This window comes from Paenibacillus xanthanilyticus (assembly GCF_042682185.1).
GTDB lineage: Bacteria > Bacillota > Bacilli > Paenibacillales > Paenibacillaceae > Paenibacillus_Z > Paenibacillus_Z xanthanilyticus.
In genome coordinates, this window is record NZ_JBHUHA010000001.1 from 1,625,047 (window position 1) to 1,644,781 (window position 19,735).

The 19,735-nt window shown below is 60.4% G+C and carries 14 protein-coding genes; 1 reads left to right on the plus strand and 13 read right to left on the minus strand.

All coding sequences use genetic code 11. From position 1 onward, the window contains the following. Positions 1-39 precede the first annotated feature (39 nt). The 6 genes from ACFSKT_RS06570 to ACFSKT_RS06595 all read right to left on the minus strand — a co-directional run bounded on the left by ACFSKT_RS06570 (position 40) and on the right by ACFSKT_RS06595 (position 8,880). Positions 40-2,337, minus strand: coding sequence for a glycoside hydrolase family 95 protein (locus ACFSKT_RS06570; RefSeq protein ID WP_377716731.1), 2,298 nt, complete (start codon positions 2,335-2,337; stop codon positions 40-42). Between the two features lie 29 nt (positions 2,338-2,366). Continuing rightward, a complete protein-coding gene (locus tag ACFSKT_RS06575; RefSeq protein WP_377716732.1) occupies positions 2,367-4,391 on the minus strand; it encodes a YjhG/YagF family D-xylonate dehydratase in 2,025 nt (674 codons plus the stop codon). A gap of 19 nt (positions 4,392-4,410) precedes the next feature. Continuing rightward, positions 4,411-5,886 (minus strand): alpha-ketoglutaric semialdehyde dehydrogenase GucD, encoded by a 1,476-nt coding sequence (gene gucD, locus ACFSKT_RS06580; protein WP_377716734.1) that lies wholly within the window; start codon positions 5,884-5,886, stop codon positions 4,411-4,413. 26 nt (positions 5,887-5,912) lie between these two features. Further along, entirely contained in the window at positions 5,913-6,812 is a 900-nt protein-coding gene (locus ACFSKT_RS06585) for a fumarylacetoacetate hydrolase family protein (protein ID WP_377716735.1), read from the minus strand. Between the two features lie 97 nt (positions 6,813-6,909). Then, complete coding sequence (locus ACFSKT_RS06590) at positions 6,910-7,665, minus strand: IclR family transcriptional regulator (protein WP_377716737.1); 756 nt, start codon at positions 7,663-7,665, stop codon at positions 6,910-6,912. 243 nt (positions 7,666-7,908) lie between these two features. Beyond that, complete coding sequence (locus ACFSKT_RS06595; protein WP_377716739.1) at positions 7,909-8,880, minus strand: NAD(P)-dependent oxidoreductase; 972 nt, start codon at positions 8,878-8,880, stop codon at positions 7,909-7,911. Between the two features lie 73 nt (positions 8,881-8,953). Here ACFSKT_RS06595 and ACFSKT_RS06600 point away from each other — a divergent pair, with 73 nt between their 5' ends. Further along, on the plus strand, positions 8,954-9,112 hold the full coding sequence (locus ACFSKT_RS06600; protein WP_377716741.1) for a hypothetical protein: 159 nt from the start codon (positions 8,954-8,956) through the stop codon (positions 9,110-9,112). Here ACFSKT_RS06600 and ACFSKT_RS06605 read toward each other — a convergent pair. From ACFSKT_RS06605 to ACFSKT_RS06635, 7 genes are all read right to left on the minus strand, one after another. After that, positions 9,101-9,859, minus strand: a complete 759-nt coding sequence (locus ACFSKT_RS06605; protein WP_377716743.1) for an SDR family oxidoreductase — start codon at positions 9,857-9,859, stop codon at positions 9,101-9,103. The two genes, ACFSKT_RS06600 and ACFSKT_RS06605, sit on opposite strands and share 12 nt — an antisense overlap. A 231-nt stretch (positions 9,860-10,090) precedes the next feature. Next, complete coding sequence (locus ACFSKT_RS06610; RefSeq protein ID WP_377716745.1) at positions 10,091-11,101, minus strand: endo-1,4-beta-xylanase; 1,011 nt, start codon at positions 11,099-11,101, stop codon at positions 10,091-10,093. A gap of 53 nt (positions 11,102-11,154) precedes the next feature. Next, positions 11,155-13,836, minus strand: coding sequence for an endo-1,4-beta-xylanase (locus ACFSKT_RS06615; RefSeq protein WP_377716747.1), 2,682 nt, complete (start codon positions 13,834-13,836; stop codon positions 11,155-11,157). Positions 13,837-14,011: 175 nt separating this feature from the next. Further along, positions 14,012-14,893, minus strand: a complete 882-nt coding sequence (locus tag ACFSKT_RS06620; RefSeq protein ID WP_377716749.1) for an ABC transporter ATP-binding protein — start codon at positions 14,891-14,893, stop codon at positions 14,012-14,014. Positions 14,894-14,896: 3 nt separating this feature from the next. Beyond that, the gene (locus ACFSKT_RS06625; protein WP_377716751.1) at positions 14,897-17,764 is read right to left on the minus strand and encodes an ABC transporter permease; all 2,868 of its coding nucleotides are present in this window, start codon (positions 17,762-17,764) and stop codon (positions 14,897-14,899) included. Between the two features lie 68 nt (positions 17,765-17,832). Beyond that, positions 17,833-18,888: an efflux RND transporter periplasmic adaptor subunit gene (locus ACFSKT_RS06630; RefSeq protein ID WP_377716753.1), complete on the minus strand. Its 1,056-nt coding sequence runs from the start codon at positions 18,886-18,888 to the stop codon at positions 17,833-17,835. Continuing rightward, on the minus strand, positions 18,851-19,585 hold the full coding sequence (locus ACFSKT_RS06635; protein WP_377716789.1) for an ABC transporter ATP-binding protein: 735 nt from the start codon (positions 19,583-19,585) through the stop codon (positions 18,851-18,853). The genes ACFSKT_RS06630 and ACFSKT_RS06635 overlap by 38 nt, the downstream gene beginning before the upstream one ends. Positions 19,586-19,735: the final 150 nt, after the last annotated feature.

Genomic DNA, 19,735 nt, shown 5'->3' on the forward strand with positions numbered 1-19,735 from the left:
AAAAGGCGGATGAGCAACCATTCGCCTATTTCACTTCTATTAGGAAACTAACGGCATAACGACATAGACTGTTCCGACGGATGCTTCGAAAGTAATCGTATCCCCGTCCGCCACGGTCGCGACGGCCGCTCCGGCATCCGTCGCGATCGACAACCGCAGCCCTTCCGACCGTACCCGGCACGCCCCCTCTGCATTCGCGCGAATGATCCCGCTGACCAATGCACCGTCCGCCCATTCGATGTCGACCTCGTAGCCGCCACGCGCGCGCAGACCCGTAACGGAGCCGCTCGGCCATGCCGTGGGGAGCGCGGGCAGCAAATCAATGACGCCTTCATGGCTCTGTAGAAGCATCTCGACCATCCCGGCCGTGCCACCGAAGTTGCCGTCGATCTGGAAAGGCGGATGATTGTCGAACAGGTTCGGCAGCGTCGAATCGCGGAGCAGCGCCGCGAAATTACCGTACGCCTCCTCGCCGTCGCGCAGCCGCGCCCACATGTTGATCATCCAAGCCCGGCTCCAGCCGGTGTGCCCGCCGCCGTGCGCGAGCCGGCGCGTCAGCGTTGTCCGGGCGGCCTCCGCAAGCGCAGGCGTCTGCCGAGGCGTAATGCGCGATCCGGGATGGAGCGCGAACAAGTGCGAGATGTGCCGATGACCCGGCTCCGTCTCTTCGTAATCCTCCATCCATTCCTGCAGCTGCCCGTGTCGGCCGATCTTCGGCTGAGGCAGCCGCGAGCGCGCTTCGCCCAGCGATGCCCGGAACGAATCATCGGCGCCGAGCAGTTCGGCCGCCTCGATGCAAGCGCCGAACAGTTCGTCGAGAATTTGGCTGTCCATCGACGGACCGATGCACAGCGCGCCTTCCTCTCCGTTCCGCAGCCGGTACGTGTTCTCCGGCGAGACGGACGGGGTCGTGACGAGCTTCCCGTCCGCCGTCTCCGTCAGGTAATCCAGGAAGAAGACCGCGGCCTCTTTCATCGTCTCGTACGCCTTCCCGAGGAACGAGCGATCGAGCGTGTACCGGTAATGCTCCCATAAGTGAAGGCACAGCCAAGCCGCGCCCATCGGCCAGATCGTGGCGGGTATATAGATGTCCTGCGGCGCCGTGTCGCCCCACAAGTCCGTATTATGATGGGCGACGAACCCGCCGCAGCCGTACATCCGCCGTGCCGTCTCCCGGCCGTTCGGACGCATTCGCTCGATCAGATCGAACAGCGGCTCGTGGCATTCGGCCAAATTGCAGGCCTCGGCCGGCCAATAGTTCATCTGCGCGTTAATGTTGATCGTATACTTCGAATCCCATGGCGGCGTGAAATGCTCGTTCCAGATGCCTTGCAGATTGGCGGGCAATGAACCGGGACGGCTGCACGCGATGAGTAGATAGCGGCCATACTGGAAGTACAGCTCCGACAAGCCTCGGTCCTCGCCGCCTGCCTGCAGCGCGGCGAGCCGTTCGTCCGTCGGCCGCGCATCGGCAGTCGCGCCGCCCAGCGTCAACGTGACGCGGCCGAACAGGCGGCTATAATCCTCGATATGTCTCTCCCGCAGCTTGCCATAGCCGAGACTGCGAGCGGCCATGATCGTCTCGCGTGCGTATGCCTCCGGATCCGCGTGCCGGAATGTCGTGCCTGCCGAGACGAGAATGACGGCCTCGTCTGCTTGGTCGACGACCAGAAACTCTCCGTAATTCTCGACCTTCCCGCCAACGGCTTGTACGCTGACCACCGAACAGACGCCGATACCGTCCGCGCCGCCAATGCCGACCTTCATGACGAGCTGGCCGCCCGACTCGGTCCGCAGGCTGTCGAGGAACCGCTGCCTTCCGCGCGTGAACCGCAGCCGGAACGATACGGACCCGCTTGCGCTCGCGGCGATCCGAACGGCGATGACGCCGCACGGATAGCTCGCCAGGTGCTCCCGCTCGAACCGGACGCCGCGCCATTGATAGGTGACGGAAGCCGTCGCCTGCGTCAGGTCGAGTGTCCGGCAATATTCCGATACCTCCGCCTCATCGTGACCGAATTCGATCATCAGATCGCCAAGCGGTTCGTAATGGCGCTGACTCTCCGGCGTGCCGGACAAGGCCATGGCTGCCAACCTCTGCCCTTCGGCCAAGCGCCCCTCCACAAGCAGCCGCCGAACCTCGGGCAGATGCCTCAACGCGTCCGGGTTGTTGCGGTCCATCGGGCCGCCGGACCACACGGAGTCTTCGTTCAGCTGGATCCGCTCTTCGCTCGTTCGGCCGAATATCATGGCGCCCAACCGGCCGCTCCCGATAGGCAGCGCTTCGTTCCAGGTCCCCGCCGGACGGGTATACCATAGCTTCATGGCTTCATCCATTGCTGCTTACCTGCTTTCCACAAGAATATTCACGCCTCAAGTCCCTTTGTTTCAACCGGTATGGCCGCCGCTTTGTTGGCTTCTGCCGCAAGTGCGCGCATGCCGGCTTCGAGCGTCTGGATAATGCGGTTCGTATCGTAGACGCAGCCCTTCCACGTGCCGCCGCTGACGGCCTGAAGCATAGCCCACAGACGCGTATCGTCCGGCAGATCGGGGTCTTCCGCCAATCCGGGATGCGGCGTTCGCGCAGCTAGAATGGCCGAGCCGGCATCCGGCGTCTCCGGCGATTCCCCGCAGCCGACCATGTGAATGCTTCCCGCAAGCTTCCGGGTATCGATCCGAATGTCGACCCAATCGCCGTCGCGCAGAAGGCCGACAGGCCCCCCGGCGAGCGCTTCCGGTCCGATATGACCGATGCAGGCGCCGGTCGACACGCCGGAGAACCGCGCATCGGTCAGGAGCGACACTTGCTTGCCGTACGACAAATGCTTCAGCGCCGACGTCAGCTGGTACGTCTCCTCCATGCCCGTGCCCGAAGGCCCGCGGCCGATCAGCGCCAGGATGTCGCCGGCCGCGACGCCGCCGGTCTTGATCGCGTGGATCGCGGCGCGCTCGGCCGTGAACACCTTTACCCGGCCGACATGCCGGAAGACGCCGGCTTCGTCAAGCACCGACGGGTCGATCGCGGTCGACTTGATGACGGCCCCCTCCGGAGCGATATTGCCGGTCGGGAACGTAACGGTCGGCGCAAGACCGGCTGCCTTCGCCCGTTCAGGGCTGTAAATGACCGTATCCGGATCGATGCCTTCCCTATCTGCGAGATAAGCGCGCATGCGCTGGCGCCGCTCCGACGTCTCCCACCAGTCCAGCGTCTCGCCCAGCGTGACGCCGGATGCCGTCAAGACAGCTTCATCCAGAACGCCGAGCTTGCGGAGGTGCAGCATGACCTCCGGCACCCCTCCGGCGAGGAACACGCGCACGGTCGGATGCGGGATCGGGCCGTTCGGCAGCACGCTGACCAGTCGCGGCACGGCGCGGTTAACCGCCGCCCAATCGGCGACGTCCGGCACGGCGAGACCGGCCGCGGCCGCGATCGCGGGAATATGCAGCAGCAGGTTCGTGGAGCCGCCGAAGGCCGCATGCACGGCCATCGCGTTGCGAATGGAAGCATCGGTCAGCAGCTCGTTCATCGTCATGCCGCTCGCCGCGAGCGCCATCGCCGCGCGCGCGGACTGGCGCGCCATCTCGGTCCAGACCGGCTGTCCCGACGGCGCGAGCGCCGCATGCGGCACGGTCAGCCCCAATGCCTCGGCGACGACCTGCGCGGTCCCGGCCGTGCCGAGGAACTGGCAGCCGCCGCCTGGCGTCGCGCACGCTCTGCAGCCGAGGTCGGCCGCCTCTTCCAGCGACAGCTCGCCATTGGCATAGCGCGCGCCGATCGTCTGGATCTTGCCCGCATCTTCGCCTTGGGTCGGCGGCAGCGTCACGCCTCCCGGCACGATGACGCCGGGGAGGCGCTTCATGCCGGCCAGCGCCAGCATCATCGCCGGCAGTCCCTTATCGCAAGTCGCCACGCCGACGACCGCCGCGCGCGTCGGCAGCGAGCGGATCAGCCGCCGCATGACGATGGCCGCGTCGTTGCGGTAGGGGAGCGAATCGAACATCCCGGACGTTCCCTGCGAGCGGCCGTCGCACGGATCGCTGACGTAGCCCGCGAAGGGGATATGGCCCGCTTTCGTAATCTCCTCGGCCGCCGCCTTCATCAGCAGACCGATCTCCCAATGGCCGGTATGATAGCCTAATGCCGCCGGCGTGCCATCCTCATTACGTATGCCGCCTTGCGTGCCGAGGAGGAGCACTTCGCGACCCTTCAGTCGTTCCGGCCGCCATCCCATCCCGACGTTCTGGCTCCACCCGAACAGATCCCCGCTCGGCGCGTGAAGGAGCATCTCCGGCGTCAGCGGCAGCGAGCCGGTTGGCCCCGGCGCATGCGTCGCCACCTCGAAGTACGCTTCGTCGTCCTTCCCCATTACGTTCCTGATCCGATCATGCATCCCGCGTTTCTCCTCCCGGTTACGGCTTCATGAACACGGTCTTCACCGATGTATAGAATTCAATCGCGGCCTGTCCCTGCTCGCGCGAATGGGAGCTGGAGCCCTTCATGCCGCCGAACGGCGCCTGCAGCTCTACGCCGGCGGTCTCCGCATTGACGCGCACGAGTCCGGCGTCCGTCTCTTGAATGAAGGATAGCGCGCTGCCCAGGTCGCGCGTGTAGAGCGATGCGCTAAGCCCGTATTCCGTGTCGTTCGCCAGCGCGATCGCCTCCGCCATGTCGCGGGCCTCGATCAAGGCCAGTACCGGACCGAAGATCTCCTCGCGCGCGATCGTCATCGCAGGCGTCACCTTATCGAACACGGCAGGCGTGACGTAGTAACCTTCCGACAGCGCCGGCTCTTCCGGCTGCCGGCCGCCGGTCAGCAGTTCGGCGCCTTCTTCGATTCCCTTGTTTATGTACCGCATGACGGTCTCGTACTGCTTCGCGCTGGCGCAGGGCCCGAGCCATGTCTCCGCGTCCAGGCCGTCGCCGACCCGCAGCGCCTTCACCTTCGCGAGCAGCTTCTCTCGGAACGACGCATAGACGTCGCTGAGCACGATGACGCGGCTCGTCGCCGTGCATTTCTGTCCGGTCGAGCGCAGCCCGCCGCTGATGGTCGCATCGACCGCGAGATCGAGATCCGCATCCGATGCGACGATGATCGGATTTTTGCCGCCCATCTCCAGCTGATACTTCGCGCCGCGCGCCAGCGCGGCCTGCCCGACTTGCTTGCCTACGCGGTTCGAGCCCGTGAACGTGACGGCGTGAATGCCCGGATGCGCGGCAATGCCCTGACCGATCACGGCGCCGTCGCCCAGCACCATGTTCACGACGCCTGCCGGGAATCCGGCATCATGGAAGCACCGCATGATCAAGGCCGCGGTCGCCGCGGTCTCGACCGCCGGCTTCCATACGACCGTATTGCCGTAGACAAGCGCCGGCGCCATCTTCCAGACCGGAATGGCCACCGGGAAGTTCCACGGCGAGATGACCCCGACGACGCCGAGCGGCGCGCGCGTCGTGAACATCAGCGCCTCCGCGTCGGTCGACGGGATGACGTCGCCGATCGGCCGCATGCCTTCGCCTGCGTAATAGCGCAGGATCGCCGCGCCGCGGGCGGTCTCGCCCTTCGCTTCGCCGATCGTCTTGCCCATCTCGCGGGTCATCGTCTTTCCCACCGTCTCCATACGGCTCTCCAGCAGGTCCGCCGCTTTGAACAGCAATGCGCCGCGCTGCGCGCCGGTCAGCTTGCGCCAAGCTAAGCGCGCTGCATCGGCTGCCTGAACCGCTTCATCCAGATCGGTCAGATCCGATGCCGCGGCCATCCCGACGACCTCTCCCCGCTTCGCCGGATTCAGGCTTGGGATTCGTTCGCCCGCCGCCGGTGCCCGCCAATCGCCGCGGATATAGTTATCGATAATTGCGGTATCGTGGTTCTCATGGACTGCTGTCATTCCATTCGCCTCCTTAAGTTCGCGTCTCACGCCGGCTCCAGCTCCAGCTCATGCGCATAAACGGCCGTGTTCACCAACGTGCCGATGCCCGCTATCTCGATCTCGATCCGGTCGCCGGACGCAAGCGTAAAATGGTTGGGCGGCACCAGACAAGTCCCGGTCAGCAGCACCGTACCGTCATAGAGCGCATTGTCGCGCTTCAAGTACTCGACGAGCTCCTCCAGCCGGCGCTTCAATTGCCCCGTATTCGCTGATTCGTCCACCACCTTGACGCCATCCCGGTACACGCGGCACGCTATCGCGAGATTGTACGGATCCGTTACCGTCCCCGTCAGCCTGACGAAGGGGCCGATCGCGCAGGAATTCCGATAAATTTTGGCCTGCGGCAGATAGAGCGGATTCTCGCCCTCGATATCGCGGCAGCTCATATCGTTGCCTGTCGTGTACCCGATAATGGCGCCGGTACGATCCAGCACAAGGCCGAGCTCCGCCTCGGGCACCTGCCACGACGAGTCGCTCCGCAAGCAGACCCGCTCGCCTGGTCCGACCGTACGGGCCGCCGTCGATTTCATGAACAATTCCGGCCGATCGGCGTCATACACTTTGTCATAGAACGTGCTCGCGTCGAGCTTGCCTGCCGTCGCCTCGTAGTTGCGCGCCTCTCGGCTGCGCTGATAGGTCACGCCGGCCGCCCATACCTCGGGCGCATCCAGCGGCGTCAGCAGAGGCAACGATTCTGCCGCTTCCTGGATCGGGGGGAGGTCCAGCACGAGCGACTGTACGTAAGCCTCGGTCGTGGCCCCGGCCTTGCGCGCCTCGCTCACCAGCGTCATCAGATCCGGCGCGTTCAGCCGGTAAGCCGCTCCGTCTTCCATCAAGACGCCCAGTATGATACGTGAATCCTCTCGATAACGAAAAATACGCATAATCCATTCCCTCCCGCATTTTGTTTTACATTATAAAACTAAGTTTTGATAATTACTTATAAGAAGAAGCGGCTATAGCCGCCTCGTTCTCGCGCGATCAGGAGCGATAACCGATTCCCTGCGAAATTCGCGATGCCGTCTCGCGTAGACGCGCCGCTAACGCTTCGAGCGCTTCGTCATCAACCGTGGCCGCCATCGTCGAGATACTGATCGCCGCCGCGACGCGTCCCCCGTGGTCGAACACCGGCGCTGCCGCGCAGCGCACGCCCGGCTCGTTCTCTTCCCGGTCGTATGCGATGCCGGCGCTTCGAACAGTCCGCAGCTCCTCTCGAAAGTCCGCTTCGCTCGCGATCGTTCGCGGCGTATGCGTCGTATACGCATAACCCTGCAACAGACGGTCGAGCTCCAGCGCCGGCATGAACGCCGCGAGCACCTTGCCGACGGCGCTGCTGTGCAGCGGAACCCGACGCCCGATCCGGGAGTAACGAATCGCCGCCTTACTGCCTTCGACCTTGTCGATGTAGACGCCTTCCGCGCCGTCCCGAATAACGAGATGGACGGTCTGCCCCGTCTCGCCGGACAGCTCCTGAAGCGGCCGGTTCGCGATCTCCCGGATATCGAAGCTTGCGAGCAGCAATTGTCCCTTCTCCAAGAATCGCATGCCGAGCCGATACAGCCCATGCTGGTCCTGTTCGATATATCCGTGCATCTGCAGCGTCTTCAAGAGCGAATGGACGGTACTCTTATGCAGATCAACCCGCGCGCTAATCTCGGTGATCTTCAGCTCCCGGGTCTGTTCATCGAATAAGTCGATGATGCGGAGCGCTCTGTCGAGGGATTGAATGATCGGCATGGGGTAATGGACACCTACTTGAGTTTGATAATATAGAACAACGTTCTACTATTATTATTGTAGCACGATTGCCTGCTGATTGAACAGACAGAGGATATGTCTGGATACAACTGAACGCCCACGCCAAAGTTATCCTCTATCACATTCACGTCACAAAAAAGCCGTTAGAAACACATACCAGAGGAATGTCACCTGTTCCCAACGGCTAATTCAAACCGAAATTTTATTACGACGCCAACCGCGCTACACTCTCTCCACCTTGCTGGCGTCCGCCGGCTCGCCGCCATGCGCCCGGTGATTCGTCATGGCTTCGATGACCCGATCGAACCCATCATTTCCGTAGCCCATGGCCACCATGTGATCGGCAACGGCTTGGATTGGAAGCAGCCAATCGGCCGGCACGCCCAACTCCTGACTACTCTTGACGATGTTGTCCAGCCCGAGCTTGTTGACCGTCATATTGGATATGTCCGTGGCGTAATCGCCTTCATCAAGTTTGCGGGCCGCATCCTTACTGGTCAGCATAGGAACGATCAGCTGCTGCAGCCAATTGCTTGAATACGGCAAGAACACCTCCGCAGAAATATGGGCCGTTCGCAGCAGCGCATGGGCATGAAAATAGCTGTACCAGGCACCGTACATCATCGTAAGCATCGCCAGATCATGCAGCAGCGCCACGCCGGGGTCTTCGCTCAGATAGGTCGTATTTCCGCCCAACAGCCGCAGCACGGGCTGATACGCCTCGAAAAGCTCCTTACGGCCGCCATAGAGAAGAAGCGCTTCCGGACTGCCGATCATCGGGGGGATTGCCATAATCGCCCCATCCAAATAATCGATTCCCGCCTCTTCGGCCCATGCGCTCATGCGCCGCGCGTCATCCGGCGTACCGGTGGTCAAATTGACGATGACGCGGCCAACGAGGGTTGTTTTCAAAGGCATAAGCGTGCTCCATGCAACCTCATAAGTCGACAAGCAGACCACGATAATACGGCTTGCCGCGACGGCCTCGGCTGCCGTCTCAGCGCGGACCGCCCCGTTGCCGACGAGCCTCTTATCTTTACCCGCCGAACGATTCCAGACTGTCACAGGATGGCCGGCCGATAAAAAGGTCGCCGCCAGCGCTTGCCCCATATTCCCAAGCCCAATGACGGATACGGGAATCAGCCCTTCCCTATATTTATTAGCCGAAGCTTTTGCAAATGAGTTTCCGTTCATTTGTTTCCTCTCCCTTACGAAATGCAGATGAGATTCAAATTAACTAACGGCGGATGACATACGGAGCCTGTTCATGTGCGAAGTCGCATCGCCGGATGAATACGAATATTGCGAAGAAATGCTGGAAATCTACGAAGGAAAGCTTCGCAAGGTAAACCGCCAGATCGAATCCATGCTGCAGTTAAAGAAGCTGTTGGAGCGGCAAGTTGCGCTGACGGTATTATTCCACTGAAAGGCCTTGGCCCAGGCCCCCGTCTACCGATAGTTTGGCACCCGTCGTGAAGGTGGCCTCAAAGGCAAGGAACAGCACCGCCTTCGCCACCTCCTCCGGCGAGCCATGACGTTTCATCGGCGTGATCCGGTCGCCAAGCTCCTCGAAGGCGGCCCGTTCGGTTTCGGTGAAACCCGCCACGCCCATCGTCGGCGTTTGGATAAATCCAGGACTAACCACATTAACGCGAACGTCTCGCGGTAACAGCTCAGCGGCGAAACCTGACGCAAGCGAGCGCAAAGCCGCTTTTGAAGCGCCGTACACGCTCATTCCCGGGTTACCGCCCTCATCCGCCACGGATGAGGTGAATACGATCGATCCGCCTTTTCGAATCAAGGGAGACAGACGCTGTACCGTGAAGAAAGCCCCTTTCGTATTAATCGCGAACGTCTTGTCATACGAGTTTTCGGTCACAACTTCGAATGGTTCCAGCTTCGCGATTCCCGCATTGATGTGGAGGAAGTCAATCGTCCCGAATCGTTCCGTAACGTAATCGCCTAATGCTTGAATATCCTCCATACGCGATACATCGGACTGAATGACATGCGCCCGTTCGCCTAACTCCCGTCTGGCTTCTTCAACGTTCTTCGGGCTGCGTCCCGTCAATATGACTTGGGCTCCTCCCTCTAGCAAAGCTTTGGCCACTGCCATCCCCATGCCATGGGTACCACCCGTTATTACGGCTTTCTTGCCTTCATACTCCCTCATTCTATCTCTCCTCTTGGCTCCATATTTTGGAATGTATTGCCTTCCTGGAATCAGTATAGAGGTTCACGCTAGCGTGAAGGTCAACAGGTGATTTTCCATCTCTTCTTAGCAGCCGATACGAAGAAACACCTAAGGGCGGAACGCAAAAAAACAGCCCCCGGGATTTCCCGATCACTGGGGGCTGTTCTGGACTTATGGATATGGATTAGAGAGGAACCATGCGTATCCCGATTACAGTCTTACAACTTCCCGATAAGCGCCTTTCGGCTGCTGGTTCGTATCGAACAACAACGGCCAATTTTTACGACCTCGCACCGGAAAATAATCCAGCCACGTATAATCGTCCGCCGCGCCCCAGAAGGTCACGCCCGTCAGCACGTCCTTGTAGTCGCGGAACAGCCGGAAGAACTGCCCGTAGCGCTGCTCCTGCAGGCGGAGCATCTCGTCCGTCGGCGCGCTCAGATCAGTGCGGCGATCGTCGAAGGCAAACATCGACACGTCCATCTCCGTAATTTGCAGCTTCACGCCGAGGGAAGCATACCGTTCGATAGCCGCCCGGATCTCATCGAGCTCGGGATCGAACAAGTTCCAATGCGCTTGCAAGCCGATGCCGTGGATTGGCGCGCCCTGCTCCTGCAGCGACTTGACGAGCCGATAGATTTTCTCCCGCTTGCCGGGATTGCACTCGTTGTAATCGTTGTAGAACAGCTGCGCGTCGGGGTCGGCCTCATGGGCGAAGCGGAACGCTTGCGCGATGAAGTCCTCGCCGATGGTATCCAGCCATTTCGACGGCCGAAGCCATTCTTCCCCGCTATCGGTGACCGCTTCGTTGACGACGTCCCAGCAGTAGATCGTCCCCTTGTAACGGCCCACAACCGTGTCGATGTGCGCCTTCATCCGGGCAAGCACGGTCTCCCTGTCCGCCATTGCTCCATGGCTGTCTTCGAATACCCAATCCGGCGTCTGATTGTGCCACACCAGCGTATGGCCGCGCAGCTTCTTCCCGTTCTCCCGGGCAAAAGCCGCTATCTCGTCGGCAGCTTCGAAGGTATAGGTTCCCTCTGCCGGATGAAGACGCTCGAACTTCATTTCGTTCTCGGCCGTCAAGCTGTTGTAGTGTCGAAGCAGCAGATCGCGCTGGCTGACGATCGTGCGGCTGTTCACCGCCGCGCCGATCAGAAAATCATCCTTGAATGCTTCCGCTAGCGATTCGTTCACCCTTGCGTTAACCGTTTCTCCCATTGGGCTGCCACCTCTCCAAGATGAAGTACCTATTGATTTCGTGACCGATAAGATTAATCCTTCAGTTCCAGCACGCCGAAGCCAAACGTATTCTGATAGGAAAGCCCCGTCCGGTCATTCCAGATCGCGATGCTGTCGCGGTCCCCGTCGCCGTCCTCATCGTTGTTCACCTGGACGTCGAAGCCGATCATCGCGCCCTTCTGCGGCGGCGTTCCGTTCCATGCGATCGAAGCCTCCACGACGTACCCCGTCGTCGTCCGCTTCACGGCCGATTGCAAATTCCCGGCAAGCGCGGACGGGTTCACGCTCTGCTCGTTGTCGAAATTAATTCGGTATTGCCCGTCATCCGCTTGATAGGAGGCGCTCGCCGCATTATTCTGGTCTACGAAAATTTCGACCGAATCTTGCTCCCATACGTTCGCGCTCGCTTTCGACAGCAGCGCATCGGTGACTTCGGCCAGCACATAGAGCCGTCCTGCGTCCCACAACGTCCTTACCGTCGCCGTCGATCCGCTGCTGCCGCTCACCCAGCGATCCGTTTTGATTGCCTTGGCTTGCGTCCACGCGGCATCGATCGTGCCATCGACGATCGGCGTCCCTTTCGTCGCTTCCGTCCGCTGCGGTCCTTCAATCAGCTTCGCGACGCCGAACTTGGACGTATCCGTATCCTGCGAACCGGTCCGATCGTTCCAGGATGTCGTCGCGACATCGCGTCCCGTCCGGTCGGCAATCCGTACGTCAATGCCGAGCTCCTTCTCGATGGAGAGTCCCTCGACCGGGATGGCCGCTTCGATCCGGTAACCGCCGTCGATTTCGACCGCTTTGTAGACAGTCGTCTTGCCCGGGTTCGCCCCGCTGCGCCGGAACGTATATTTTTTGTCGTCCGCTTCATAGGCAGTCGTTTTGCCGTTATTGCCGTCGATGAATACCTCGACCGCGTCATGGCCGTTGTTCGTTGCGTCCGATACCTCGACCGTCACGTATAGCTTCTTTTGGTCCCAGAGGAGCTTGAAACGACCCTTGGCTTCCGCTTCCTGCTGGATGTTCAGAAGCGGCGTCCGATTCCAGATGGCCTCCAATTGGCCGTCGACCGCAATAGTCGCGCCGATTGCCGTCGCGCGCTGGGTTTCGACCGGCAGCTTGCTCGGATCGACGATCGCCCAGTACGCGTACTTGGCCTGCAGCCGTTCATCGAACAAGAGCGGCCAGTTGTTGCGCGTCACCGGGAATGTTCTCAGCCAGGTGTTCAGGTCATCCTTGCCCCAGAAGATAACGGCTGTTAGCTGATCCGCGTGTTTCTTGAACACCTCGAAGATTTCCTTGTAGCGTTTCGCCTGCTTCAGCTGAAGCTCTAGCGGGAACGTCTCATAGGCGTCCGAGTCGTTCGTATACACGCTCATGTCCAGCTCCGTCACCTGCTGCTCGATGCCCAGATCGCGGAAGGCTTGGAACTGATCGTCGATCTCCTGCACCGTCGGATACTCGATGCCGATGTGCGTCTGGTGTCCGACGCCGTCGACCGGTATGCCTTTCGCTTTTAGCCGTTTAATCAAGTCGTACAGATTTTGCCGTTTCTCCGGCATATTCGTGTTGTAATCGTTAATGAACAGCTTCGCATTCGGGTCCGCTTCATGCGCATAGAGGAACGCCTTCTCGATGAATTCCTCCCCGGCAATCTGATACCACAGGCTGTTGCGAAGTCCGCCGGGCTGCTTATCGCCAGGCTCGAGCACTTCGTTGACGACGTCCCAGGCGTAGATTTTGCCTTTGTACCGGCCGACCACGGTATCGATATGCTTCTTCATCCGCGCGAACAAGAGCTCCTTGCTGGCCAGCTTGCCCTCCGCGTCATAGAACACCCAGTTCGGGGTCTGACTGTGCCAGATCAGCGTATGACCGCGAGACGCCATACCGTTGGCCGAAGCAAAATCGACAATCTTGTCCGCGCGCGTGAAGTCGAATTGCCCTTCCTGCGGCTCCGTCGCGTCCCACTTGAGCTCGTTGCCGGCGGTCAAGGAGTTGAAATGCTTTTGAAGCAGCTGCGCGTCCGGCCCGTTCGAATCCTGAATTTCGTTCACGAGCAGCGCCGAGCCGAGCAGGAAATCATCGGCGAATACATCCTTCAGACTTGGAATGTCCTTCTCGATCTCGATCGGCACCGGATCCGGCGCCCGCTCGATTACCACGTCATCCACATAGAATGCTAGCGTCGGATTGCCGAACGATTCGATATAGACGGCCAACTGCTCGGCCGGATGCTGCAGCGTATATTCGCCGGATATCTTCACCCAAGCGCCGTCTGTTACGGTCTTCGCGGCCACGGATTCGTAGAAAGCGCTCCCGTCCGTCTGCCGCTGCATGAGCATCGAGACATCCGAAGCCGTCTGTCCCGCCGGCAAGCGCACCCAAGCGGATAAGGCGTACGTCGCCCCTACCTGCATCAGCGTCTGAAGGTCCAGCGTAGGACCGTGCCAGCCCTGCGTTCGCCCGGTGACCGAGAGCCCGTATGCTCCCGAATGAGCAGCCGCCGCTTCTGCGGTTAATACCTCCGATCCGCCTCGACCGCGCCAGCCCTGTACGGTGCCGTCTTCGAAGTCGGTTGCGATCCGCTCGTCCGGCGTCGCTTCGACGGCCTCCGCTTTCTGCTGCTTCGCCAAGATGCCTACCGATACGCTCGTCAGCATGAGAGCGGTTGCAAGCATAAGCGAAAGGCCTCGCTTCCATCCTTTCTTCATCACGAACTACACCTCGCCTTTCAACCTGTATTCCATAGACACGCCCTTGCAAGGGCGTTATCTATGACCGGTGCGGACAGGCAGCCTGCCTGCACCTTTCTAAAGTTTATCGCGTACAAAAATCGGCCACTACCCGCCGATCGGCGTGAATATACCCCATAAACCATAGATCTGCTTACCCCTCGGGCGGCAGCAGCACGATACGGCCATTCTCCATCTCCACGCGGACCTTGTTCGCATGCTTGAAGCCCTCCGCGTCGAGGTAGCCTGCCGGTATTTGCAGCCGTCCCGCTTGGTCGAGAACGGCGTACTCGACATGACTCTCCTGCCCTTCTGCGACATATTCGGCGTCCAGCTCCGCCAACTCGTCGGCATACGAGATCTTGCGCACCATCTCGGCCGACGTCTTGCCATCGCGTATTTGAACGACCCGGTCCACCTTGCGGGCCAGCTGCGGATCATGGGTGACGATTACGACCGTAATGCCGGTCGTCTGGTTCAGCGTCCGGAACAGATCGAGCACCTGGCCCGACGTCCGGGTATCCAGCGAGCCGGTCGGCTCATCGGCCAGCAGCAGCTTCGGTTCGTTCGCCAGCGCGATCGCGATCGCCACCCGCTGCTGCTCCCCTCCGGACAGCTCGCTGAGCCGATTCTTGAGCCGATGGCCAAGGCCGACGGCTTCCAGCAGCTCGATGGCCCGCGCACGGCGGCGTTTGCCCCGCAGCAGGATGGGCAGCTCCACGTTCTCCAGCGTGGTCAAATACGGAATCAGGTTGCGCGCATTGTTCTGCCAGACGAAGCCGACCGTCTCGCGCTTGTATTTCACCAGCTCCCGTTCGCTCATGCTCACGAGGTCTTTGCCGTCTACGAACAGCTTGCCGGCCGATGGTTTATCCAAGCCGCCCAGCATATTGAGCAGCGTTGACTTCCCGCTGCCGGAGTTGCCGATGATCGCCATCAGCTCGCCGTCCTCGACCTGCAGATCGAGCCCCTGCAGGGCGACCACCTCCAAATCGGCCGTCTTGTAAATCTTCACTAACCCTTCGCTTCGTATCATCGGCTACTCCTCTCCTAGCTTCAGTGCTTGGGCAATCCGCGTCCGCGACAGCCGATACCCGAGTATGAGCAGGCCGACCGTCAGCGTAAGTCCGACGATGGCGTACAGCTGCACGTAATCGCGAAGCCGATAGACGACGGCGAACGGGGGCACCTGCTCCGTCGTCGCGAACGACATCTCGAACAGCGGCACGAACAGCTCGCTGGTCGCATTGCCGATGAGCACGCCGATCAAGACAGCCGCCCCGGACGTGAGCAGCTGCTCGCTAATGAGCATGCCGATCATTTGCGGGAAGGGAATCCCCATCGCGCGAAGCACCCCGTATTGCAGCGTTCTGCCCGATAGGTTCAGCAGCCAGAACAGCAGGAATCCGAAGAAGCTGATCAGCATGGAGATGACGAAGCCTAGGGTCATGACGCCGTTGATCGCCAAGCGAAACGGGTCGTTCTTGGAGGTAACCAGCTCTGCTCGGGCATCGCGGAGACTGGTAACGCTCAGCTTGTTCGCCGCTAACTGGTCGTAGATCTGCTGGCTGGAACCGTCTTCCCGGAGCTTGAGCCATACCTCGTAAGGCTCGACGGCCAGACGATTCTGAATCGCGTTCAGATGACCGACAACCAAGTGGGGTTTCGCGGCGTTGTCCCCTTCGCCCTCGCCTACGGCAGGGAGCGGATTCCAGCTCGGCCAGTAATCGATAATGCCATATACCGTAAATTGCGCCTGATCCAGACCGTCCCAGGTGAGGCTGATCGGATCGCCTGGCGCCACCTTCGCATCCTCGGCAAGCGAGCGGGAGATCAGCACGGCCCTCGGGTTCGGCGCGATTACATTCAAATAGCTGTTGATCGGGTAATCCAACAGTCCGTTCTTCATCCAAGCCGTTCGGCCGAATTCCATCGTATCGATACCGAACAGCGTTACCGCACCGCTGCTCTTCTCGCTTCCAGCCGTGAAACGAGCTTCCTTCTTAAATACACGTGCGGCGGCTTCCACGCCCTTCAGCTCCTGATACGGCTGGAACGGCGGCTCCGTATACTGCGTCCTTCTCGTCTCCGTTATCCCGAGATCGGTCTGCGCTTGCTGCGCGCCTCCCGCATAGACCGGGGCAGGCGCATCGCTCTCCCAACGCGTCGTCAGCGCCATATCGGCGCCGACGTTGTATCGAATTTTGCTCTCCATGTTGTCATTGATCGTCCGGGCGGCATTGGCGCTGAAGAGACCCGTGGAGACGGTCATAATAAGAAAGACTTTGATGGTCAAATATTGCCCCGATGATCGGCTGATCTGGATCAGCGTACTATATAGCGCGGGCGGCCACATGCTGCGCCCCGCCCAGAACAGCAGCCGGATCAACCACGGATAAACCCGCAGGACGAGCATCCCGCCTCCCAGCGCGAACAGCGCCGGCATGAGAAACAGGAGCGGATCCACCTGAAGCGCATCCTGATCGAGCGCGAGCCGCTTCAAGTCCTCCTGTCTGTTATTAAAGTTGTACAGCAGATAGACCGCGATGCCGACAAGCACGACGTCAAGGCCCGTCTTGTGCCAGAACGACAGTTTCGTTAACCGCGCCATCTGCTGTTTATGCCCGACGATCGTGACGCGCGTCGCCATGAAGGCCGGGATGAGGATGAGCAGTATCGCTCCGGCTACCGCCAGCGACGCGACCTTATAGGCGGTGCTGGTCAGCGTCACTTCCAGGGCCGATCGCTGCACGAAGGTCAGGAAGCCGTTCGAGGCGCCGAGCAGCTGCGTGAACGTTACGCCAAGGAAAGGCCCAACCGCCAGCGCGCTGCCCCCTAGAAGCAGGCTTTCCACGGTGAACGAGGCCATGATCTGCAGCCGGCTCGCTCCGCGGCTGCGGAGCACGGAAATCTCGTTCTTCTGCCTGTCGATGACCAGATTCGCCGCCATATACAGATAAAAAGCCAACATCAGCATGACCGGGGAGTAGAGCGACAGCATCATGACGTCCAGCTTATCCTGCTTGCCGGCATAGGAGGCCACCGTCTCGCTGGCCGGTATATTGATCTCGTCCACGCCGAGGCGCCCGCGGAAATAGCGTTTGATTTCTTTGCTCGTCTGCATGAACGCTTCGACGTTATCCACCGTCAGCTGATTGTAGTTGAGCGCCAAGCGCCACTCCAGATCGGATACCCGCGCCTTGCCTTCAGTCGTAAATTCCTGCTCGAACTGCGCGAACGGAATCAGGAAGCCATCCTGAACCTCCGTCGTCAAGAACGGCAGGTAAGGATCGGCAGCCGGATCCGTCTCCATAATGCCGACGGGGATGACGCGGAACCGTTCGCCTTCAGGCGTCTCGGCGATCAGCTCTTCCGTCAGCTTCCGCTTGGCGGAGATCAGGAACTTCTGCGTGACCAGCGCTTCGAAAATGCCGTCCTCTCGGACTTCGGGCATTCGACCGTCAATCAGGCGGACTCGCTTCTCCGCGTCGGATAACGCCTTGAAGCCGCCGGCCGTCTTCTGCGACTGCTTCTCCTGCTCGGTCGCATCCGCGCCGTACACCTTCATTCGCTGCGTGAACCGCTGCCGATAGACCGACAGCGCCTCGAGCCCCATGCGCTGGGGAATCCGCTGCACGTACTGATCGGCCCGGGCGATCGCCGCTCTCGTCTTCTCATCCATCTTCGACGAAGATACGGACGTGCTGATCCTGACGAAGCCCGGATACGCGCCGCTTTGAAGCTGGATGCGTTCCAACTCCTTGATCAGCGTTCGCTGCAGAATAGCCTCCGAGTAGAGGGGCATGGAGCTGAACAAGGCTACGCATACGGTAAGACCGAACCATAAGTTCAGCTGCAGCCATTTATTCTTCGCCATCTTGCGGAGGATCATCGTCCATAAAGCCATGCGCACACCTCATTCTGGCACCCGGTCGAACGCCGGGCATCTGTATCGCTTGATTCGTGCTTGATGCGTTACTGATTCACGATCACTTTGTCGCCTTCTTGTAGTCCTTTGACGATCTCCACCTCGGTCGGCGTCGTCAGGCCGACTTCGACATCCACCTCTTTGCGAAGCTCGCCTTCCGAGACCTGCACATAGAAGCGGCCCATGTAGGATCGAAGCGCCGAACGCGGCAGCACGATGGCATTCTCCCGCTTCTGAAGCTCAATGGTCATCTCGGCGCTATGTCCAATCTGAATCCCGGCCGGCGGATGGTCCATCCCGATGATAATCGTCACCGCGTTCTTCTCGGCCTTGGACGGGTCGGCCCCTGCCGGGACGTCCGTAGGCGATTGCAGCACTTTACCGGTGTAATCCTTGCCCTTGTACTTCAGGCTGACCGGCATGCCCGCTTCTACCGGAAGCACATCCTTCGCATTGGCCGCCGTATAGGTAAGCCGCATACTGTTCGAATCCGCGACGGTGATGATCGGCTGATAGGCATTCACGCGCTCGCCCGTCTTCACCTGCTCGATGAAGATGACGGTCCCGGTAATCGGCGCATGAAGCCGTGCCTTCTCCAGCCGGCTTTCCATCGCGTCAAGCGACATTCGTTCCCGCTCCAGATCGATTTCCCTCAGCCGAATTTCCGTTGCGCTCGCGTCGCTGGTCCTTGCTTGGCCGTAGAGCAGCTGCGTTCGTTCCACATTTAGCTGCTGCAGCCCCAATTGCAAATCCAAGTCCCCCGTCTCCAGCTCGCCGAGCAGCTCGCCGGCCTTCACCTCTTGGCCAAGCGTGACGTTGATCGACTTCAGCTGTCCGCCGTCCTTGAACGAGAGCGCCTTCACATTCGACGATTCGAAGGTGGCATTGCCCTTCAAGAACGTCTGGATGCTGCCCCGTCCGACCTCTACAAGGTCCAATTCCTCCCGGGCCGGCTCCACGAGCGGCGGCTGAAGCACGACATCCTCGCGGGGGAGCAGCGAACACCCGGAGAGGGCGAGCATGGCAAGCAGCAGCATCGAAGCAGGCTTTAAGCGGGCCATCCGGTTATAGAAGCGGTGCGATATTCGTCGTCTGCGATACAATTTTCCCATCCTCCAATGCAATCACGTGATCGACAAGCTCCATCATGCCGGGGTCATGCGTCGTCATAATAATCGTCATCCCAGCCTGATTCACCAAGTCCCGAAAGACGCGCATCACCTGCAGCCCCATCTTGCTGTCCAGCTCCGCGGTCGGCTCATCCGCAATTAACAAACCCGGTTCGTGCGCGATCGCGCGGGCAATCGCCACGCGCTGCTGCTCGCCGCCGGACAGCTCCATCGGCCGATGCTTCATCCGCTCCTTCATGCCGACCCGCGCGAGCGCCCGCTCGGCCGCTTCGCGGTTGCCGCTCTTCGGCGCGCCCGCGATGCGCAGGCCGAATTCGACGTTCTCATAGGCGGACATGAGCGGAATGAGCCCGAACGACTGGAACACCAGGCCGATCTGCTGGCGGCGCAGGGCGCTCCGCTCGGCACTGGACAGCCCCGTAATGTCCCTTCCCCGGAGCAAAACCTGCCCCTCCGTCGGCTCGTCAAGCGCGCATAAAATATTAAGCAGCGTCGTCTTGCCGGAACCGGACCTTCCCTTCAGGGCGACCATCGCCCCGGCCGGAACCGTCAAATGAACGTCCGCGAGCGCCGTGACGGCGGCATTTCCTTTGCCGAACACCCGCTTGACGCCAATTGCCTGAAGAAGCGGTTCGCTTGCGGTTTCTCTTGTTTCCTCTGCTAATGCGATCACGGACATCCCCCCTTATTCATCGTTCTAGCTTTTGGTTGCGCTTTCATTATAAGAAAGCCTTTCGGCGCGCAACAACGTTCAATTCTTTACTTTGTAACCCGGCGATGACCTGTGGATCTAGATTATATAAGTTGAACTTGAGATCTG